Raw genomic sequence first — 13162 nt, 5'->3', positions numbered from 1 at the left:
TAGCCGCGAAGCGGCGTATCGAGACCCACCCGCCAGAACCCGCACCCCCGAGAGGAGCCTCCGATGATCCGCCGCCTCCTCCTCCGCCTCGGCGGCGCGCTCGTGGTGCTCTGGGCGGTCGCGACGGCCGTGTTCTTCCTCATCCGCCTGATCCCCGGCGACCCCGCGCAGGCGATCCTCGGCGGCCCCGGCTCGCAGGCGTCCCCGGAGGCGCTCGCCGCGGTCCGCGAGCAGTACGGCCTCGACCAGCCGCTCCTCCTGCAGTACCTCACCCAGCTCGGCCGCCTCGCCCGCGGCGACCTCGGCACCTCCTACTCCCTGCGCACCCCCGTCGCCGACCTTCTCGGCCAGCAGCTGCCCGGCACCCTCCTGCTGGCCGCTCTCGCGCTGACCCTCGCCTGGATCCTCGCCCTCGCCACCGCGCTCTGGTCCACCCGCGGCGGCCGGGTCGCCGCCGCGATCGGCTCCGGCCTCGAGCTGACCGCCGCCGCCCTCCCGCACTTCTGGCTCGCCACCGTGCTGATCGCCGTCTTCGCGACCGCGCTGCGCTGGTTCCCGCCGGTCAGCACCGGCTCCGCGAACGGCCTCGTGCTGCCCGCGCTGACCCTCGCGATCCCGCTCGCCGGCTTCCTCGGCCAGGTGATGCGCCGCTCCCTCCTCGACGCGCTGGAGTCGCCGTTCGTGCTCGCCGCCCGCGCCCGCGGCGAGGGCGAGCTCGGCATCCGGCTCCGGCACGCGCTGCGCCATGCGGTGCTGCCGGGCGTCTCGCTCTCGGGCTGGGCGTTCGGCTACCTGATCGGCGGCGCGGTGGTGGTCGAGACGATCTTCGCCCGGCCCGGCCTCGGCCGCACGCTGCTGGCCGCGGTGACCGTCCGCGACGTCCCCGTCGTCACCGGGGTCGTGCTCGTCACCGCCCTCGCCTACATCGTCGTCACCCTGGCGACGGACCTCGTTTCCCGCCTCGTCGACCCGCGCCTCGCCGCCGCTCGCCCGCAGGAGGCCCGCGCATGAGCGAGCTCGAGCTGCGCGCCGCCCGCCCCGCGCGCCGGGCCGCCGGCCGCCTCCGCGTCGGCGAGATGCTCGCCCTCGCCTTCGTCGTCCTCCTGCTGCTCGCGGCCGTCGCCCCCGGCTTCCTCGCCCCCTTCGATCCTCTCGCCATCGCCCCGCGCGACGCCTTCGACCCGCCCTCCGCCGCGCACCTCCTCGGCACTGACGAGTCGGGCCGCGACGTCCTGAGTCGCCTGATCTCCGGCGCCGGCGCCTCCCTCCTCATCGGCGTCAGCGCCACCGCCATCGGCCTGGTGCTCGGCGCCGTGCTGGGCGTCGCCGCGGCGTTCGGCGGCCGCCTCATCGACGGAGTGATCGGCCGGGTCCTCGAAGTCCTCTTCGCCTTCCCGGCACTGCTGCTCGCGCTGCTGGTCATCGTGGTCACCGGCCCCGGAGTCGTCCCCGCGACGGTCGCGGTCGGCCTCTCCACCGCGCCCGGCTACGCGCGCATCCTGCGGACCCAGCTGCTCGGCATCCGCGACTCCGGCTACGTCGAGGCGGCGCGCGTGCTCGGCCACTCCGCGCCGCGGATCCTGCTCGCGCACGTGCTGCCGAACACCTTCGGCCCGCTCGCGGTGCTGGCGACGCTCGGCGTCGGGCAGGCGATCGTCTGGGCCTCGGCGCTCAGCTACCTCGGCCTCGGGGCCGAGCCGCCGGCGCCGGAGTGGGGCGCGATGCTCTCCGCGGGCCGCACCTACCTCTCGAGCGCCTGGTGGCTGACGGTGTTCCCGGGGCTCGCGATCGTGCTGACCACGCTCGCGACCACGGTCCTCGGCGGCCGACTGAGGGGTGCGCGATGAGCGCCGCGGGCGCGGGCAGCGCCGCCGTCGTCGAGGATCTTCGCGTCGCCTTCGACGGCGTCGAGGTCGTGCACGGGGTGTCCTTCCGCATCGAGCCGGGGGAGTGCGTCGCGATCGTCGGCGAGTCCGGCTCCGGCAAGAGCGTCACCGCGCGGGCTCTCCTCGGTCTCAGCGGGGGAGCGGCGACCGGGAGCGTCCAGGTCGGCGACCAGGAGGTGATCGGCGCGGGCGCGCGGACGCTGCGCCGCCTCCGCGGTGCCGGAGTCGGCTTCGTGCCGCAGGACGCGCTGCTCTCCCTCGATCCGCTGCGCCCGATCGGCCGCGAGATCGGCGACGTGCTGCGCCTGCACTCCCGGCTCTCCGCGGCGGAGGCGTCGGCGCGGGTGGCCGAGGTGCTCGCCAGCGTCGGCATGCCCGACCCGGAGGAGCGGATGCGCGACCGCTCCGGCGAGCTCTCCGGCGGGCTCCGCCAGCGCGCGCTGCTCGCCGCCGCGATCGCCCTCGACCCGCCGCTGCTGGTGGCCGACGAGCCGACCACCGCCCTCGACGTCACCGTGCAGGCGCGGGTGCTCGAGCTGTTCGCCGAGCAGAAGGCGCGCGGCCGGGCGCTGCTGCTGGTCTCGCACGACCTCGCCGTCGTCGCCGGGCTCGCCGACCGGATCCTGGTGCTCGCGGACGGCCGGGTCGTCGAGGACGGCCCGGCGAAGCGGGTGCTGCGCGCGCCGGAGTCGGTCCAGGCGCGGACGCTCGTCGCCGCGGTCCCGGCCGGGCGGCCGCGCGGCTCGCGGCTGACGGATCCGGACGCGCCCGTCGTCCCGCCCGCGCCGCCCGGCGAGCTGCTGCTGCGCGCGGCCGACCTGGTCACCCGCTTCCCCCGCCCCGGCGGCGGCACCCGCACCGCCGTCGACGGCGTCGGCCTCGAGCTGCGCCGCGGCGAGACCCTCGGGCTCGTCGGCGAGTCCGGCTCGGGCAAGAGCACGGTCGCCCGGCTGCTGCTCGCGCTGCGGCGCCCGGATGCGGGCTCGGTCGAGTTCGACGGCGGCCCGTGGTCGGCGGCGACCGAGCGTGCGCGACGACCGCTCCGCCCGCGGATCGGCGCGATCTACCAGGACAGCCTGTCGTCGTTCGACCCGCGCTGGAGCGTCGGCCGCCTGCTGCGCGACGCGGGTGCGGAGTCGGTGCCGGCCCTGCTCGAGAGCGTCGGGCTCGCGCCGTCGCTGGAGCGCCGCTCCCCGCGCACCCTCTCCGGCGGGCAGCGCCAGCGCGTCTCGATCGCGCGCGCCCTGGCGACCCGCCCCGACGTGCTGATCTGCGACGAGCCCGTCTCGGCCCTCGACGTCTCCGTCCAGGCGCAGATCCTCGACCTCCTCGACGACCTCCAGCGCCGCCACGGCCTCGCGCTGCTCCTGATCTCGCACGACCTCGGCGTCATCGCGCACATGAGCGACCGCATCGCCGTCATGCGCGACGGCCGCCTCGTCGAGTCGGGCCCGGCCGCCGCCGTCCTCGGCGCCCCGCGCGAGGCCTACACCCGCCGCCTGCTGGCCGCCGCCCCCCGCCTCGACCGCCCCTGACGCCGCCCGTCCCTCCGCGACTAGCGGCTGACGCCGCCCGCCTTCGGTGGATCTCGATACGCCCGCTTTGCGGGCTACTCGATCAGCATGCATCCCGTCCGCGGGGGGGGGGCTTGCATGCTGGTCGAGTAGCCCCGCAGGGGCGTATCGAAACCCACGATCTTCAGCAGTGGTGCTGCATGCGGGTGGATCTCGATACGCCCGCTGCGCGGGCTACTCGATCAGCATGAATTGCCGCCCGCCGCTCCCCAGGTCGCCCCCCGCCGCACCCGCCCGCCCGCACCGGTGCCCCCGCAGGGCATCCCTCGCCGTGCTCCCGCGCCGTAGCGTGACTGGCATGACGAACGACCCCGAGGCGCGCGACTTCCTGACCTCCCGCCGGGCCCGGCTGACCCCCGAGCAGGTCGAGCTGCCCGCCGGCGGCAACCGCCGGGTCCCCGGCCTGCGCCGCAGCGAGGTGGCCCAGCTGGCCGGCGTGAGCATCGAGTACTACTCGCGGCTCGAGCGCGGCGACCTCCGCGGCGCGTCCGAGTCGGTGCTGACCGCGCTCGCCGACGCCCTGCGCCTCGACCGCGCCGAGCGCGAGCACCTCTTCGACCTCGCCCGCACCGCCGAGCGCTCGCCGCTGCGCTCCCGCCGGCGCGCGCCCGCCGCCGTCCGCCCGAGCATGCGGCTCGCGGTCGAGTCGATCACCTCGGCCCCCGCGTTCGTCCGCAACGGCCGGCTCGACGTCCTGGTCGAGAACGACCTCTTCCGCGCGCTCTACGCCGACCTCTACGCGCTCCCGGAGCGCCCGGTCAACCTCGCCCGCTTCGCCTTCCTGCAGCGCGAGCTGGCCGAGGCGTTCTACCCGGTCTGGAGCACCGCCGCCGACATCACCGTCGGCATCCTCCGCACCGAGGCCGGCCGCGCCCCGCACGACGCCGAGCTCCAGGCGCTCGTCGGCGAGCTGTCCACCCGGAGCGACGAGTTCCGCACCCGCTGGGGCGCCCACGAGGTGCGCCACCACGCCAGCGGCAGCAAGTTCTTCCACCACCCGATCGTCGGCGACCTGCACCTCAGCTACGAGGCGTTCGAGCCGCTCGGCGACCCCGGCCTCGACTTCCTGATCTACAGCGCCGAGCCGGGCTCGCCGAGCGACGACGCCCTGAAGCTGCTCGCGAGCTGGTCGGCGACCCAGAGCGCCGACACCCCCGCCGCGCACCCCGCCTCCGCCGACAGGACCGCCGAGTGAACCGCCGCACCACCCTCCTCTTCGCGATCGCGGGCGGCGTCGCCGTCGGCAACCTCTACTGGGCCCAGCCGCTGCTCGACTTCCTCGCCACCGACCTCGGCACGAGCACCGGATCCGCGGGCTGGCTCGTCACTGCGACGCAGCTCGGCTACGCCCTCGGCGTGCTCCTCTTCGTCCCGCTCGGCGACGTGCTCGACCGCCGCGTCCTCGTCCCCGCCGCGATGCTCTGCGCCTCCCTCGCCCTGCTCGCCTGCGCGCTCGCCCCGACCTTCGCCGTGCTCGTCGCGACCCTCGCGCTCGTCGGCCTGACCACCGTCGCCGGCCAGATCCTCGCCCCGCTCGCGGGCGACCTCGCCGACGACGCCACCCGCGGCAGGGTCGTCGGCACCGTCGTCTCGGGCATCCTGACCGGCATCCTCGTCTCCCGCACGATCAGCGGCCTCGTCGCCCAGGCCGCCGGCTGGCGCACCGTCTACGTGGTCGCGGCGGTCGCGGGCGTCGTGCTCGCGGTCCTGCTCGCCCGGGCCATCCCGTCGCTCCCGCCGCGCACCCGCCTGCGCTACCCGGCCCTGATCGCCTCGGTCTTCGCGATCGTCCGCCGCGAGCGCTCGGTGCGCTGGAGCCTCGCCCTCGGCGGCACGTCCTTCGCCGTCTTCACGATGTTCTGGACCTCGCTGACCTTCCTGCTCAGCGCCCCGCCCTTCTCCTTCGACGTCGGCACGATCGGCCTCTTCGGCCTGATCGGCCTCGCCGGCGCCATCGCCGCTCAGCGCGCCGGGCACCTGCACGACCGCGGCCTAGCGCTCCCGGCGATCGGCGTCGCCTGGGCGGCGGTGCTGCTGTCCTTCGTGATTGCGGGCGTCGGAGGCGGCTCGATCGTCGCGGTCATCGTCGCGATCCTGGTGCTCGACGTCGCGATCCAGGGCCACAACATCCTCGTCCAGTCGCGGATGTTCCAGGTCGATCCGTCGGCGCGCAGCCGGCTGAACACCGCGTTCGTCACGACCAACTTCGTCTGCGGCGCGCTCGGCTCGGCCCTCGCGTCCTTCCTCTGGACCCACGGCGGCTGGGGCGCGGTCTGCATCGCCGGCGCCGTGCTGAGCGGCTTCGCGCTCACGGTCTGGCTGCTCGGCCGCCGCTCGGCCCTGGTGCTCCCCGCGGCGCAGCCGGCGGTCTGAGCGCGGCGACCGCCGGGCGATCCGGTCGGGCCCTTCAGCTCAGCCGGGACGCTCCAGCCAGCCGGAAGGGCTCGCCGGGCGCGAGCACGTGCACCCGCTCCGGATGCGACACCGCGCGCAGCACGTCGGCCGGGTCGCCGTTGAACGGCGCGAAGTCCGGCGAGTCCACCGAGCCCCAGTGGTGCAGCAGCAGCTGCGACGTCGGATGCGCGTCCGCCATCTCGATCGCGCCCTCGAAGGTGAAGTGCCACTCGCTGTCCGAGAAGTCGAAGAGCATCACGTCGGGGCTCGGCCCGGTGAGGTGGTGCTCGCGGATCAGCCGCGAGTCGCCGGGTGCCCAGACCGTGCCGTCCGGCGTCTCGAGCCAGAAGCCGCAGGCGTCCTCCTCCTCGAAGAAGCGCTGCCCCGGCTCGGGGAACGCGTTCTGCCAGGCGTGGTCGGCCGGGGTCAGCCGGACGCCCACGCCGCCGACCTCGAACGCGTCGTCGATCCCGTGCCCGTGCGCCGGGAGTCCCTCGGCGGTCATCTCCGAGGCGACGTAGCGCGTCGAGTGGAACGCGGTGGTCACCGGCGCGAGCTCCCGGCAGGTGGGCCGGCTGAAGTGGTCGTTGTCGCTGTGGGTCACCAGCACCGCGTCCAGCCGCGGCACGGCGGAGGCGGCGATGGGGAAGTCGATCAGCACCGGCATGTCGAAGCCGCCGAGCAGCGGATCGATCATCAGCGAGGTGCCGCGCGAGGTGAGCAGGAACCCGGCCATGCCGAGCCAGCGCAGCGTCGTGCCGCCGTCGTCCTCGAACGCCTCGTCGCCGAAGAAGCGGGTCGGCCCCGCCACCGCCTGGCGGCGCTCGTCGTCCTGCGCGTGGGTCATCGTCGTCTCCGCTCGTCGAGGTCGTTCCGGAACCACCCTACGAGCGGCTCCGAGACGGAGCGGCGCGTGCTGCGGCGCGTGCTCATTCCGCGAAGACGCGCTTCGCGACGTCGATCGCCGAGAGTGCCTTGGGCCAGCCGGCGTAGAAGGCGAGGTGGGTGAACGCCTCGACGATCTCGGCCTCGGTCAGCCCGTTGTCGCGGCCGATGCGGATGTGCGCGTCGAGCTGCACCGTGCTCCCGCCGGTGAGCAGCGAGGAGAGCGTGAGCAGGCTGCGGTCGCGCTTGGCGAGCTCGGGGCGCTCCCACACGTCGCCGAAGAGCACGTCCTCGGTGAGCTGGACGATCTTCGGAGCGAGGTCGCCGATGGTGGCGCGGAGCGGGCTGGGAGTGGTCTCGGGCACGGGGTCTCCTCGGGGCGGGGGGAAGGGGGATCCCGACCACTCCACACCGCTGTCCCCGCGCGGGACAGGCCCTGCCGGAACGTGTACCGCCAGGGCCTGTCCCGCGCGCCGACCCCGGCCTAGCGTGGCGACGGAGGCGGACGCCCGGCCCGCCGCCACCGCGGAAGAAGGACCCCGATGAACATCGAACCGACGACCCCCACCGTCAAGAACCCGCCCGAGCAGTTCGCCGGCGACGTCTGGCTCGACACGATCGTCGTGCCGCACGACGCCGACCAGCGCACCACGATGGCCCGGGTGCGCTTCGCCCCCGGCGCCCGCACCGCCTGGCACTCGCACGCCCGCGGCCAGTACCTGCACGTGACCTCGGGCGTCGCCCGCTTCGGCGGCCGCGACGGCACGATCCTCGAGGTGCACGCCGGCCAGACCCTCTACACCCCGCCCGGCGAGGAGCACTGGCACGCCTCCGCGCCCGGCGTCTTCATGGAGCACCTCGCCGTGCTCGAGGCCGCCGACGATCCGTCGACGACGACGGCCTGGGCCGAGCACATCACCGACGCGGACTACGAGGGCAGCGGAGCCGAGGACCGCTGACGCCCGCAGAACATCAGCTGAGACGCCTTCTCATCGCCCATCGGCGATGAGCCGCACGTTCAGCCGACGTTCTGCAGCGGCAGGCCCCGGGGGTGCTACTCGTACCGCAGCGACTGCACCGGATCCGCCCGTGCCGCCCGCGCGGCCGGCAGCGTCCCCGCCACGAACGCGATCACCATCACCACGAGCACCACCGTCAGGATCGACACCGGGTCGAACGCGATCAGGGTCAGCCCCGGCAGGTCCGAGAGCAGCGAGCCCGAGAGCACCCCGCTCAGCCCGGTCCCGGCCACCACCGCCAGCAGCGCGCCGATCGCGCTGCCGAGGAAGCCGATGAAGGCCGCCTCGATGCTGAAGAGCGCGAACACGCGTCCGCTGCCCATGCCCATCGCCTTCATCAGACCGATCTCGCGGGTCCGCTCCTGCACGCTCATCAGCAGCGTGTTGACGATGCCGAAGCTCGCCGCCAGCAGCGCGATCACCGCGAAGGCGTTGAGCACCAGCACGATCCCGTCGACGACGGCCTTGATCGTGCCCAGCTGGTCCGCGACCGTGGTGCCGGTGTAGCCGGCGTCCGCGAGGCGGTCCTTGAGCGCGGTGACCTGCTCGTCGTCCGCCGCCGCGTCGAAGCGCACGCTCGCCTGGGCGAAGCGGTCGACCTGATCCGCCGGCACGCCGATGCTCTGGGTCGTGAACAGCGCGTCGGTGAGCGCGTCGTTCGTGACGAGGCCCCCGCCCGCTCCCGCGATGCTCTCCTCCGCGACGCCGACGATCGTCGCCTCGACCACGTGCGGCGTCCGCTGTGCGTCGGTGACGCCGATCGACAGCGTCGTCCCGACGGCCGCCGCGTCGTCCGCGAAGCCGAGCGGCTCGACGTAGGACACCGGCAGCACCGCCTGGAGCTGCGTCGACGCGTCGTCGAGGCCGGCCCCCGCGGCGAGCTGGACGGTCTGCCCCTCCACGAGGCTCCCGATCCCGATCACGTACTTCGCGCCGTCGCCCGCCGCCACGTAGTCGGCCGAGATCGACTTCACCGCCTGCACGTCGAGCACGCCCTCGACTCCGGCGAGCGTCTCGAGGTCGGCCGGGGTCAGCGCGACGACGGTCTGCCCGGGAGGCCCCGCCGCCCCGCTCGCGACCGCGTCGGGGTCGTACTCGACCGGCCCGGAGCCGAGGCCCGTCGCCGACTCGGAGGTCTTCGACACGGTCATCACGTCCGACGCGCCGACCCCGTCGACCGTGTCGTCGATGTAGGCGTTGATGCCGGTGCCGAGCCCGTTGGTGAGGGTCAGGGTGAACGCGCCGACGAAGATCGCGAGGATCGTCAGGAGCGTGCGCGTCCGGGAGCGGAAGGTGTTGGCGATCGCGGTCCCGATCAGGTCGACGGCCTTCATGCGGCCACCGCCGCGGAGTCCTCGACCAGCAGGCCGTCGCGGATCATCAGGCGCCGGTCGCAGCGCGCGGCCAGCTCCTCGTCGTGGGTGACCACGATCAGGGTGATGCCGTTCTCGCGGTTGAGCGCGAAGAGGATGTCCTCGACCACCCCGCCGGTCGTCGTGTCCAGGTTGCCGGTCGGCTCGTCCGCGAACAGGATGCGCGGGTTGTTGACGAGCGCGCGGGCGATGACCGTCCGCTGCTTCTGCCCGCCGGAGAGGTCGACGGCCCTGCTGCCGGCCTTGTCGTCGAGCTCGAGCTGGGCCAGCGCGGCGAGGCCGCGCCGCTTGCGCTCCGCCCGGCCGATCCCGGCGATCTTCATCGGCAGCACCACGTTGTCGAGCACCGACGCGTTCGGCGTGAGGAAGAACTGCTGGAACACGAAGCCGAAGGTGCGGTTGCGGGTGACGTCGAGCCGGCGCCCCTTGAGCGTGCCGGTGTCCACTCCCTCGAGCTCGACCACGCCGGTGCTGGGGGCGTCGAGCAGCGCGAGCAGGTGCATCAGGGTCGACTTGCCCGAGCCGCTCTTGCCGACGATGGCGACGCTCTCGCCCTCCTGGATGTCGAAGCTCACGCCCTTCAGCGCCTCGAAGCGGTTCTGGCCTCGGCCGTACGACCTGCGGACGTCTCTCACCGAGATGATGGGCGTGCTCATGGGACTCCCTCCGCCGCCCGGCGGGTTCCGGGGCGGCCCCTCCAGCCTGGGCGGCGCCGCCCGATCGCGCGTCCCTCGCAGGGTGTCCCCGCCGTACCGCGGTCGCGGTAGGCGGAGCACCGCGGCGGGGTGACGCCGCCGCGCGCGCACTCCGCCAGGATGTGGGGATGACGCCGCGGATGCAGGCCCACCCGCGGCTGCGGTCGTGGCTCGGCGACGCCCTCGCGGCCGCGATCCTCGTCGCCGCGGCGTTCGCTCCGTTCCAGGGGTCCGCTCAGCGGCCCTCGGGTCTGCTCGAGTTCGCGATCGTGCTCGCGCCGGCGGTCCTGCTGCCGCTGCGGCGGCGCCGGCCGATCCCGGTGCTCGCGGCGATCGTCGTGCTGTCCGCCGCCGCGGCGGTCCTCGGCCTGCTCGCGCCGGGGGTCGTCCTCGCGACGGCGATCGCGATGTTCGCGGTGACGAACCGCAGCTCCCGCCGGGTCGGTCTCGTCGTGACCGGGGTCACGGTGGTCGCGGTGGTGCTCCTGAGCGTCGTCGGCGCGGCGGTGAGCCCGCTCGACGCCCGGGCCGTGCAGTACGCCGTCACGGTCCTCTTCGCCGCGGCCGCCGGCGACGCCACGCGCTCGCGCCGGGAGTACATCGTCGCGGTGACGGAGCGGGCGGAGCGGGCGGAGCAGACCCGGGAGTCGGAGGCGCGGCGCCGCGTCAGCGAGGAGCGGCTGCGCATCGCCCGCGATCTGCACGACGCCGTCGCGCATCAGATCTCGGTGATCAGCCTCAACGCCGGGGTGGCGAGCTCGGCGCTCGACTCCCGGCCCGAGAAGGCGCGCGAGGCGCTGAGCACGATCCGCAGTGCGGCCCGGTCGGTGCTCGGCGAGATCGGCGACCTCCTCGAGGTCCTCCGCACCGACGAGGCGGCCGGGACGGCCCCGCAGCCCGGTCTCGACCGGCTCGACGAGCTCGTCCGCCGCTTCGGCGAGGACGGCCTGCAGGTCACCGTCCGCACCGAGGGCGCGCTCGAGCGCGTCCAGGGGGCGGTCGATCTCGTCGCGTACCGCGTGGTCCAGGAGGGGCTCACCAACGCCCACAAGCACGGCGCCGAGCACCGCGCGCACGTCCTCGTCGCGGTGGCGGACGACCGCGTCGAGATCGTCGTGGCGAACCCGGTCGCGGCCGTCGCGGGTCCGGACCCCGAGCGCGGCAGCGGGCACGGACTGCTCGGACTCCGGGAGCGCGTGGCCTCCGTCCGCGGCACGGTGGTGACGGGAGCGACACCGGGCGGCTACCGGGTGGCGGCGTCGCTGCCGCTGCCGCAGTCCGCGGTCGGGCCGTCGGCGTCACGATCGCCGGCATACCCGACCGCGCCGATGACGACCCCGGAGGAGGACCCGCGATGACCACCGTCCTCGTCGTCGACGACCAGCCCCTGATCCGCCAGGCCGTCACCGACATCCTGAGCAGCGAGAGCGGCATCGAGGTCGTCGGCGAGGCGCGCACCGGCCGCGAGGCGGTCGAACTGGCGACCCGCCTGCGCCCCGACGTCGTCCTGATGGACATCCGCATGCCCGAGCTCGACGGCATCGGCGCCACCGCCCTGATCTGCGCCGACCCGGAGCTCACGGCGACGAAGGTCCTGATCCTCACGACCTTCGAGGAGGACGAGTACCTGATCGCCGCCCTGCGCGCGGGCGCCGGCGGCTTCCTCGGCAAGGGCGCCGAGCCGGAGGAGATCGCCGCCGCCGTCCGCGCCGTGCACGCCGGCGACAGCCTGCTCTCGCCCGCCGCGACCCGCAGCCTGATCACCCGCTACGTCCTCGCGCCCCAGGCCTCGCCGCCGCTCGTCGAGCCGCCGGAGTTCGCCCAGCTCACCGACCGCGAGCGCGAGGTCCTCCTGCTCGTCGCGCGCGGCCGCTCCAACCAGGAGATCGCGGACGACCTCGTCATCTCCCCGCACACCGCCAAGACCCACGTCAACCGCATCATGTCCAAGCTCTCGGCCCACGACCGCGCCCAGCTCGTGATCGCCGCCTACGAGAGCGGCCTGCTGACCCCCGGCGCCTGACGCGCCCGCCGAGGCGTCCTCGAACCGTCGAGGCGTCCCGCAGCACCGGGACGCCTCGACCGGAGCGGGAAGTCTCGCGCGCTACTGCACCGGGCCGGCGATGCGGGGGAGCAGGCGCTGGATGGCCGTCGCCGCCGCGCCGCGGGCCCACTCGATCAGGCCGCCGTCATCGACCAGCAGGGTGGGCGCGTCGGCGTCCGGATCGCGGACGGCCGCGATCGCCGCGTCCACCAGCGCAGACTGCTCCGAGTAGAGCGCCACGCCCTCGCCGGCCAGGATCACCGTGTCGACCATCGCCAGGTTCGCGATCGCCGAGATCATCGTGCCGAGCGCCCGGGCCGAGTCCTCGAGGATCCGCGCGGCGGCCTCGTCGCCCTCGCGCGCCAGCGCGAAGCCCTCGGCCAGCGTCAGCTCGCGCCCGGTCGCCACGTAGAGCTGCCGCGTCAGCGACGGCAGCGTCAGCATCGCCGTCGAGCAGCCGCGGTGCCCCGCCTCGCAGACCGGCCCGCCCGGGTCGAGCGGGAAGTGGCCGCCGAGCCCGAGGCCCGCGGCCGGCGGCGCGACGACGCGGTCGTGCACCACGAGTCCGTAGCCGACGCCCGCGCCCATCGTCAGGACCGCGAAGTGCGAGAGCCCGCGCCCGCGCCCGAACCAGTGCTCGGCCGCGGTGAGTGCGACCACGTCGTTCTCCAGCGCCACCGGCAGCCCGAGCTCCGCCGACAGCGGCCCGGCGAGGTCGACGTCGCGCCAGCGGAGGAACGGCGCGCGCCGCACCCGCCCCGCCGCGTCCACGCTGCCGCCGATCGTCACGCCCAGCCCGGCGAAGGCGGAGGCCCCGCCCAGCTCCTCGACCACGGCGACGACCGCGGCGATCACCTCCTGCGGCGAGGTCCCCGGCAGCGTCCGGACCAGCCCGCGCTCGGTCTGCGCCCGCAGATCGGTGCGGACGGCGAGCACCTCGGTGCCGGTGATCTTGACGCCCGCGAAGCGCAGCGCCTCCGGGCGGATGTCGAGCGGGCGGGCCGGCCGGCCGACCCCCGCGCTCTGCTCGGCGCCCTCCACGAAGAGGCCGCTCTCGAGGAAGGGGCGGGTGAGCCGGGTGAGGCTGGCGGGGGAGAGGCCGAGCCGCCGGCCGAGGTCCGCGCGCGAGATCGGCCCGTGGATGAGCACTTCGCGGGCCAGGAGCTCCGCCGAGGTGCCGGCACCGTCCTCCGCCGCGACGGTGTCCGTCATCGCCATGCTGCCGCCCTTCTTTCCGTTCCGACACGAAGCTACTCGACCGGCATCCCGCGAACGGGTCCCATCGACCACAT

General features: G+C 74.7%; 13 protein-coding genes. 8 read left to right on the top strand and 5 right to left on the bottom strand.

Annotation, left to right across the window (positions count from 1 at the left end; translation table 11 throughout):
• Window positions 1-63: 63 nt before the first annotated feature.
• The 5 genes from C1I64_RS13870 (at window position 64) to C1I64_RS13850 (ending at window position 5833) form a co-directional block, all read left to right on the top strand.
• On the top strand, window positions 64-1011 hold the full coding sequence (locus tag C1I64_RS13870; protein WP_127887593.1) for an ABC transporter permease: 948 nt from the start codon (window positions 64-66) through the stop codon (window positions 1009-1011).
• The gene (locus C1I64_RS13865; protein ID WP_127887592.1) at window positions 1008-1847 is read left to right on the top strand and encodes an ABC transporter permease; all 840 of its coding nucleotides are present in this window, start codon (window positions 1008-1010) and stop codon (window positions 1845-1847) included. The genes C1I64_RS13870 and C1I64_RS13865 overlap by 4 nt, the downstream gene beginning before the upstream one ends.
• On the top strand, window positions 1844-3421 hold the full coding sequence (locus C1I64_RS13860) for an ATP-binding cassette domain-containing protein (RefSeq protein ID WP_127887591.1): 1578 nt from the start codon (window positions 1844-1846) through the stop codon (window positions 3419-3421). The genes C1I64_RS13865 and C1I64_RS13860 overlap by 4 nt, the downstream gene beginning before the upstream one ends.
• Before the next feature lie 337 nt (window positions 3422-3758).
• Window positions 3759-4655, top strand: coding sequence for a helix-turn-helix transcriptional regulator (locus C1I64_RS13855; RefSeq protein WP_127887590.1), 897 nt, complete (start codon window positions 3759-3761; stop codon window positions 4653-4655).
• Entirely contained in the window at window positions 4652-5833 is a 1182-nt protein-coding gene (locus C1I64_RS13850) for an MFS transporter (protein WP_127887589.1), read from the top strand. Before C1I64_RS13855 ends, C1I64_RS13850 begins: the two co-directional genes overlap by 4 nt.
• Window positions 5834-5867: 34 nt before the next feature.
• Here C1I64_RS13850 and C1I64_RS13845 read toward each other — a convergent pair whose 3' ends face one another.
• Window positions 5868-6701 carry an MBL fold metallo-hydrolase gene (locus tag C1I64_RS13845; RefSeq protein WP_127887588.1) on the bottom strand — a complete coding sequence of 278 codons (834 nt, stop codon included), beginning with the start codon at window positions 6699-6701 and terminating at the stop codon, window positions 5868-5870.
• A gap of 82 nt (window positions 6702-6783) precedes the next feature.
• Window positions 6784-7104: a carboxymuconolactone decarboxylase family protein gene (locus C1I64_RS13840; RefSeq protein ID WP_123705558.1), complete on the bottom strand. Its 321-nt coding sequence runs from the start codon at window positions 7102-7104 to the stop codon at window positions 6784-6786.
• A 177-nt stretch (window positions 7105-7281) separates the two neighbouring features.
• On the opposite strand from C1I64_RS13840, the gene C1I64_RS13835 reads away from it, so the two are divergent.
• Window positions 7282-7698, top strand: coding sequence for a (R)-mandelonitrile lyase (locus C1I64_RS13835; protein WP_127887587.1), 417 nt, complete (start codon window positions 7282-7284; stop codon window positions 7696-7698).
• A gap of 95 nt (window positions 7699-7793) precedes the next feature.
• Here C1I64_RS13835 and C1I64_RS13830 read toward each other — a convergent pair whose 3' ends face one another.
• Entirely contained in the window at window positions 7794-9092 is a 1299-nt protein-coding gene (locus C1I64_RS13830) for an ABC transporter permease (protein WP_127887586.1), read from the bottom strand.
• The gene (locus C1I64_RS13825; RefSeq protein ID WP_127887585.1) at window positions 9089-9787 is read right to left on the bottom strand and encodes an ABC transporter ATP-binding protein; all 699 of its coding nucleotides are present in this window, start codon (window positions 9785-9787) and stop codon (window positions 9089-9091) included. Before C1I64_RS13825 ends, C1I64_RS13830 begins: the two co-directional genes overlap by 4 nt.
• A gap of 167 nt (window positions 9788-9954) precedes the next feature.
• Between C1I64_RS13825 and C1I64_RS13820 the strand changes: the two genes are divergently transcribed.
• Together C1I64_RS13820 and C1I64_RS13815 are read left to right on the top strand one after the other, a co-directional pair.
• Complete coding sequence (locus tag C1I64_RS13820; RefSeq protein WP_127887584.1) at window positions 9955-11184, top strand: sensor histidine kinase; 1230 nt, start codon at window positions 9955-9957, stop codon at window positions 11182-11184.
• Window positions 11181-11849 (top strand): response regulator transcription factor, encoded by a 669-nt coding sequence (locus tag C1I64_RS13815; RefSeq protein WP_127887583.1) that lies wholly within the window; start codon window positions 11181-11183, stop codon window positions 11847-11849. Before C1I64_RS13820 ends, C1I64_RS13815 begins: the two co-directional genes overlap by 4 nt.
• A gap of 81 nt (window positions 11850-11930) precedes the next feature.
• On the opposite strand, the gene C1I64_RS13810 is transcribed toward C1I64_RS13815, so the two are convergent.
• Entirely contained in the window at window positions 11931-13088 is a 1158-nt protein-coding gene (locus C1I64_RS13810; protein WP_244209484.1) for an ROK family transcriptional regulator, read from the bottom strand.
• Between the last annotated feature and the right edge of the window lie 74 nt (window positions 13089-13162).

Source organism: Rathayibacter festucae DSM 15932 (assembly GCF_004011135.1).
Taxonomy (GTDB): domain Bacteria; phylum Actinomycetota; class Actinomycetes; order Actinomycetales; family Microbacteriaceae; genus Rathayibacter; species Rathayibacter festucae.
Note: the sequence above shows the minus strand (reverse complement) of the source record. Positions and strands in the feature narration are given on the sequence as shown.

Bases quoted from the DNA above. Each gene is read 5' to 3' on its own strand.
- C1I64_RS13870 (WP_127887593.1), top strand. From the start codon at position 64: ATGATCCGCCGCCTCCTCCTCCGCCTCGGCGGCGCGCTCGTGGTGCTC.
- C1I64_RS13865 (WP_127887592.1), top strand. From the start codon at position 1,008: ATGAGCGAGCTCGAGCTGCGCGCCGCCCGCCCCGCGCGCCGGGCCGCC.
- C1I64_RS13860 (WP_127887591.1), top strand. From the start codon at position 1,844: ATGAGCGCCGCGGGCGCGGGCAGCGCCGCCGTCGTCGAGGATCTTCGC.
- C1I64_RS13855 (WP_127887590.1), top strand. From the start codon at position 3,759: ATGACGAACGACCCCGAGGCGCGCGACTTCCTGACCTCCCGCCGGGCC.
- C1I64_RS13845 (WP_127887588.1), bottom strand. From the start codon at position 6,701: ATGACCCACGCGCAGGACGACGAGCGCCGCCAGGCGGTGGCGGGGCCG.
- C1I64_RS13835 (WP_127887587.1), top strand. From the start codon at position 7,282: ATGAACATCGAACCGACGACCCCCACCGTCAAGAACCCGCCCGAGCAG.
- C1I64_RS13830 (WP_127887586.1), bottom strand. From the start codon at position 9,092: ATGAAGGCCGTCGACCTGATCGGGACCGCGATCGCCAACACCTTCCGC.
- C1I64_RS13825 (WP_127887585.1), bottom strand. From the start codon at position 9,787: ATGAGCACGCCCATCATCTCGGTGAGAGACGTCCGCAGGTCGTACGGC.
- C1I64_RS13820 (WP_127887584.1), top strand. From the start codon at position 9,955: ATGACGCCGCGGATGCAGGCCCACCCGCGGCTGCGGTCGTGGCTCGGC.
- C1I64_RS13815 (WP_127887583.1), top strand. From the start codon at position 11,181: ATGACCACCGTCCTCGTCGTCGACGACCAGCCCCTGATCCGCCAGGCC.
- C1I64_RS13810 (WP_244209484.1), bottom strand. From the start codon at position 13,088: ATGGCGATGACGGACACCGTCGCGGCGGAGGACGGTGCCGGCACCTCG.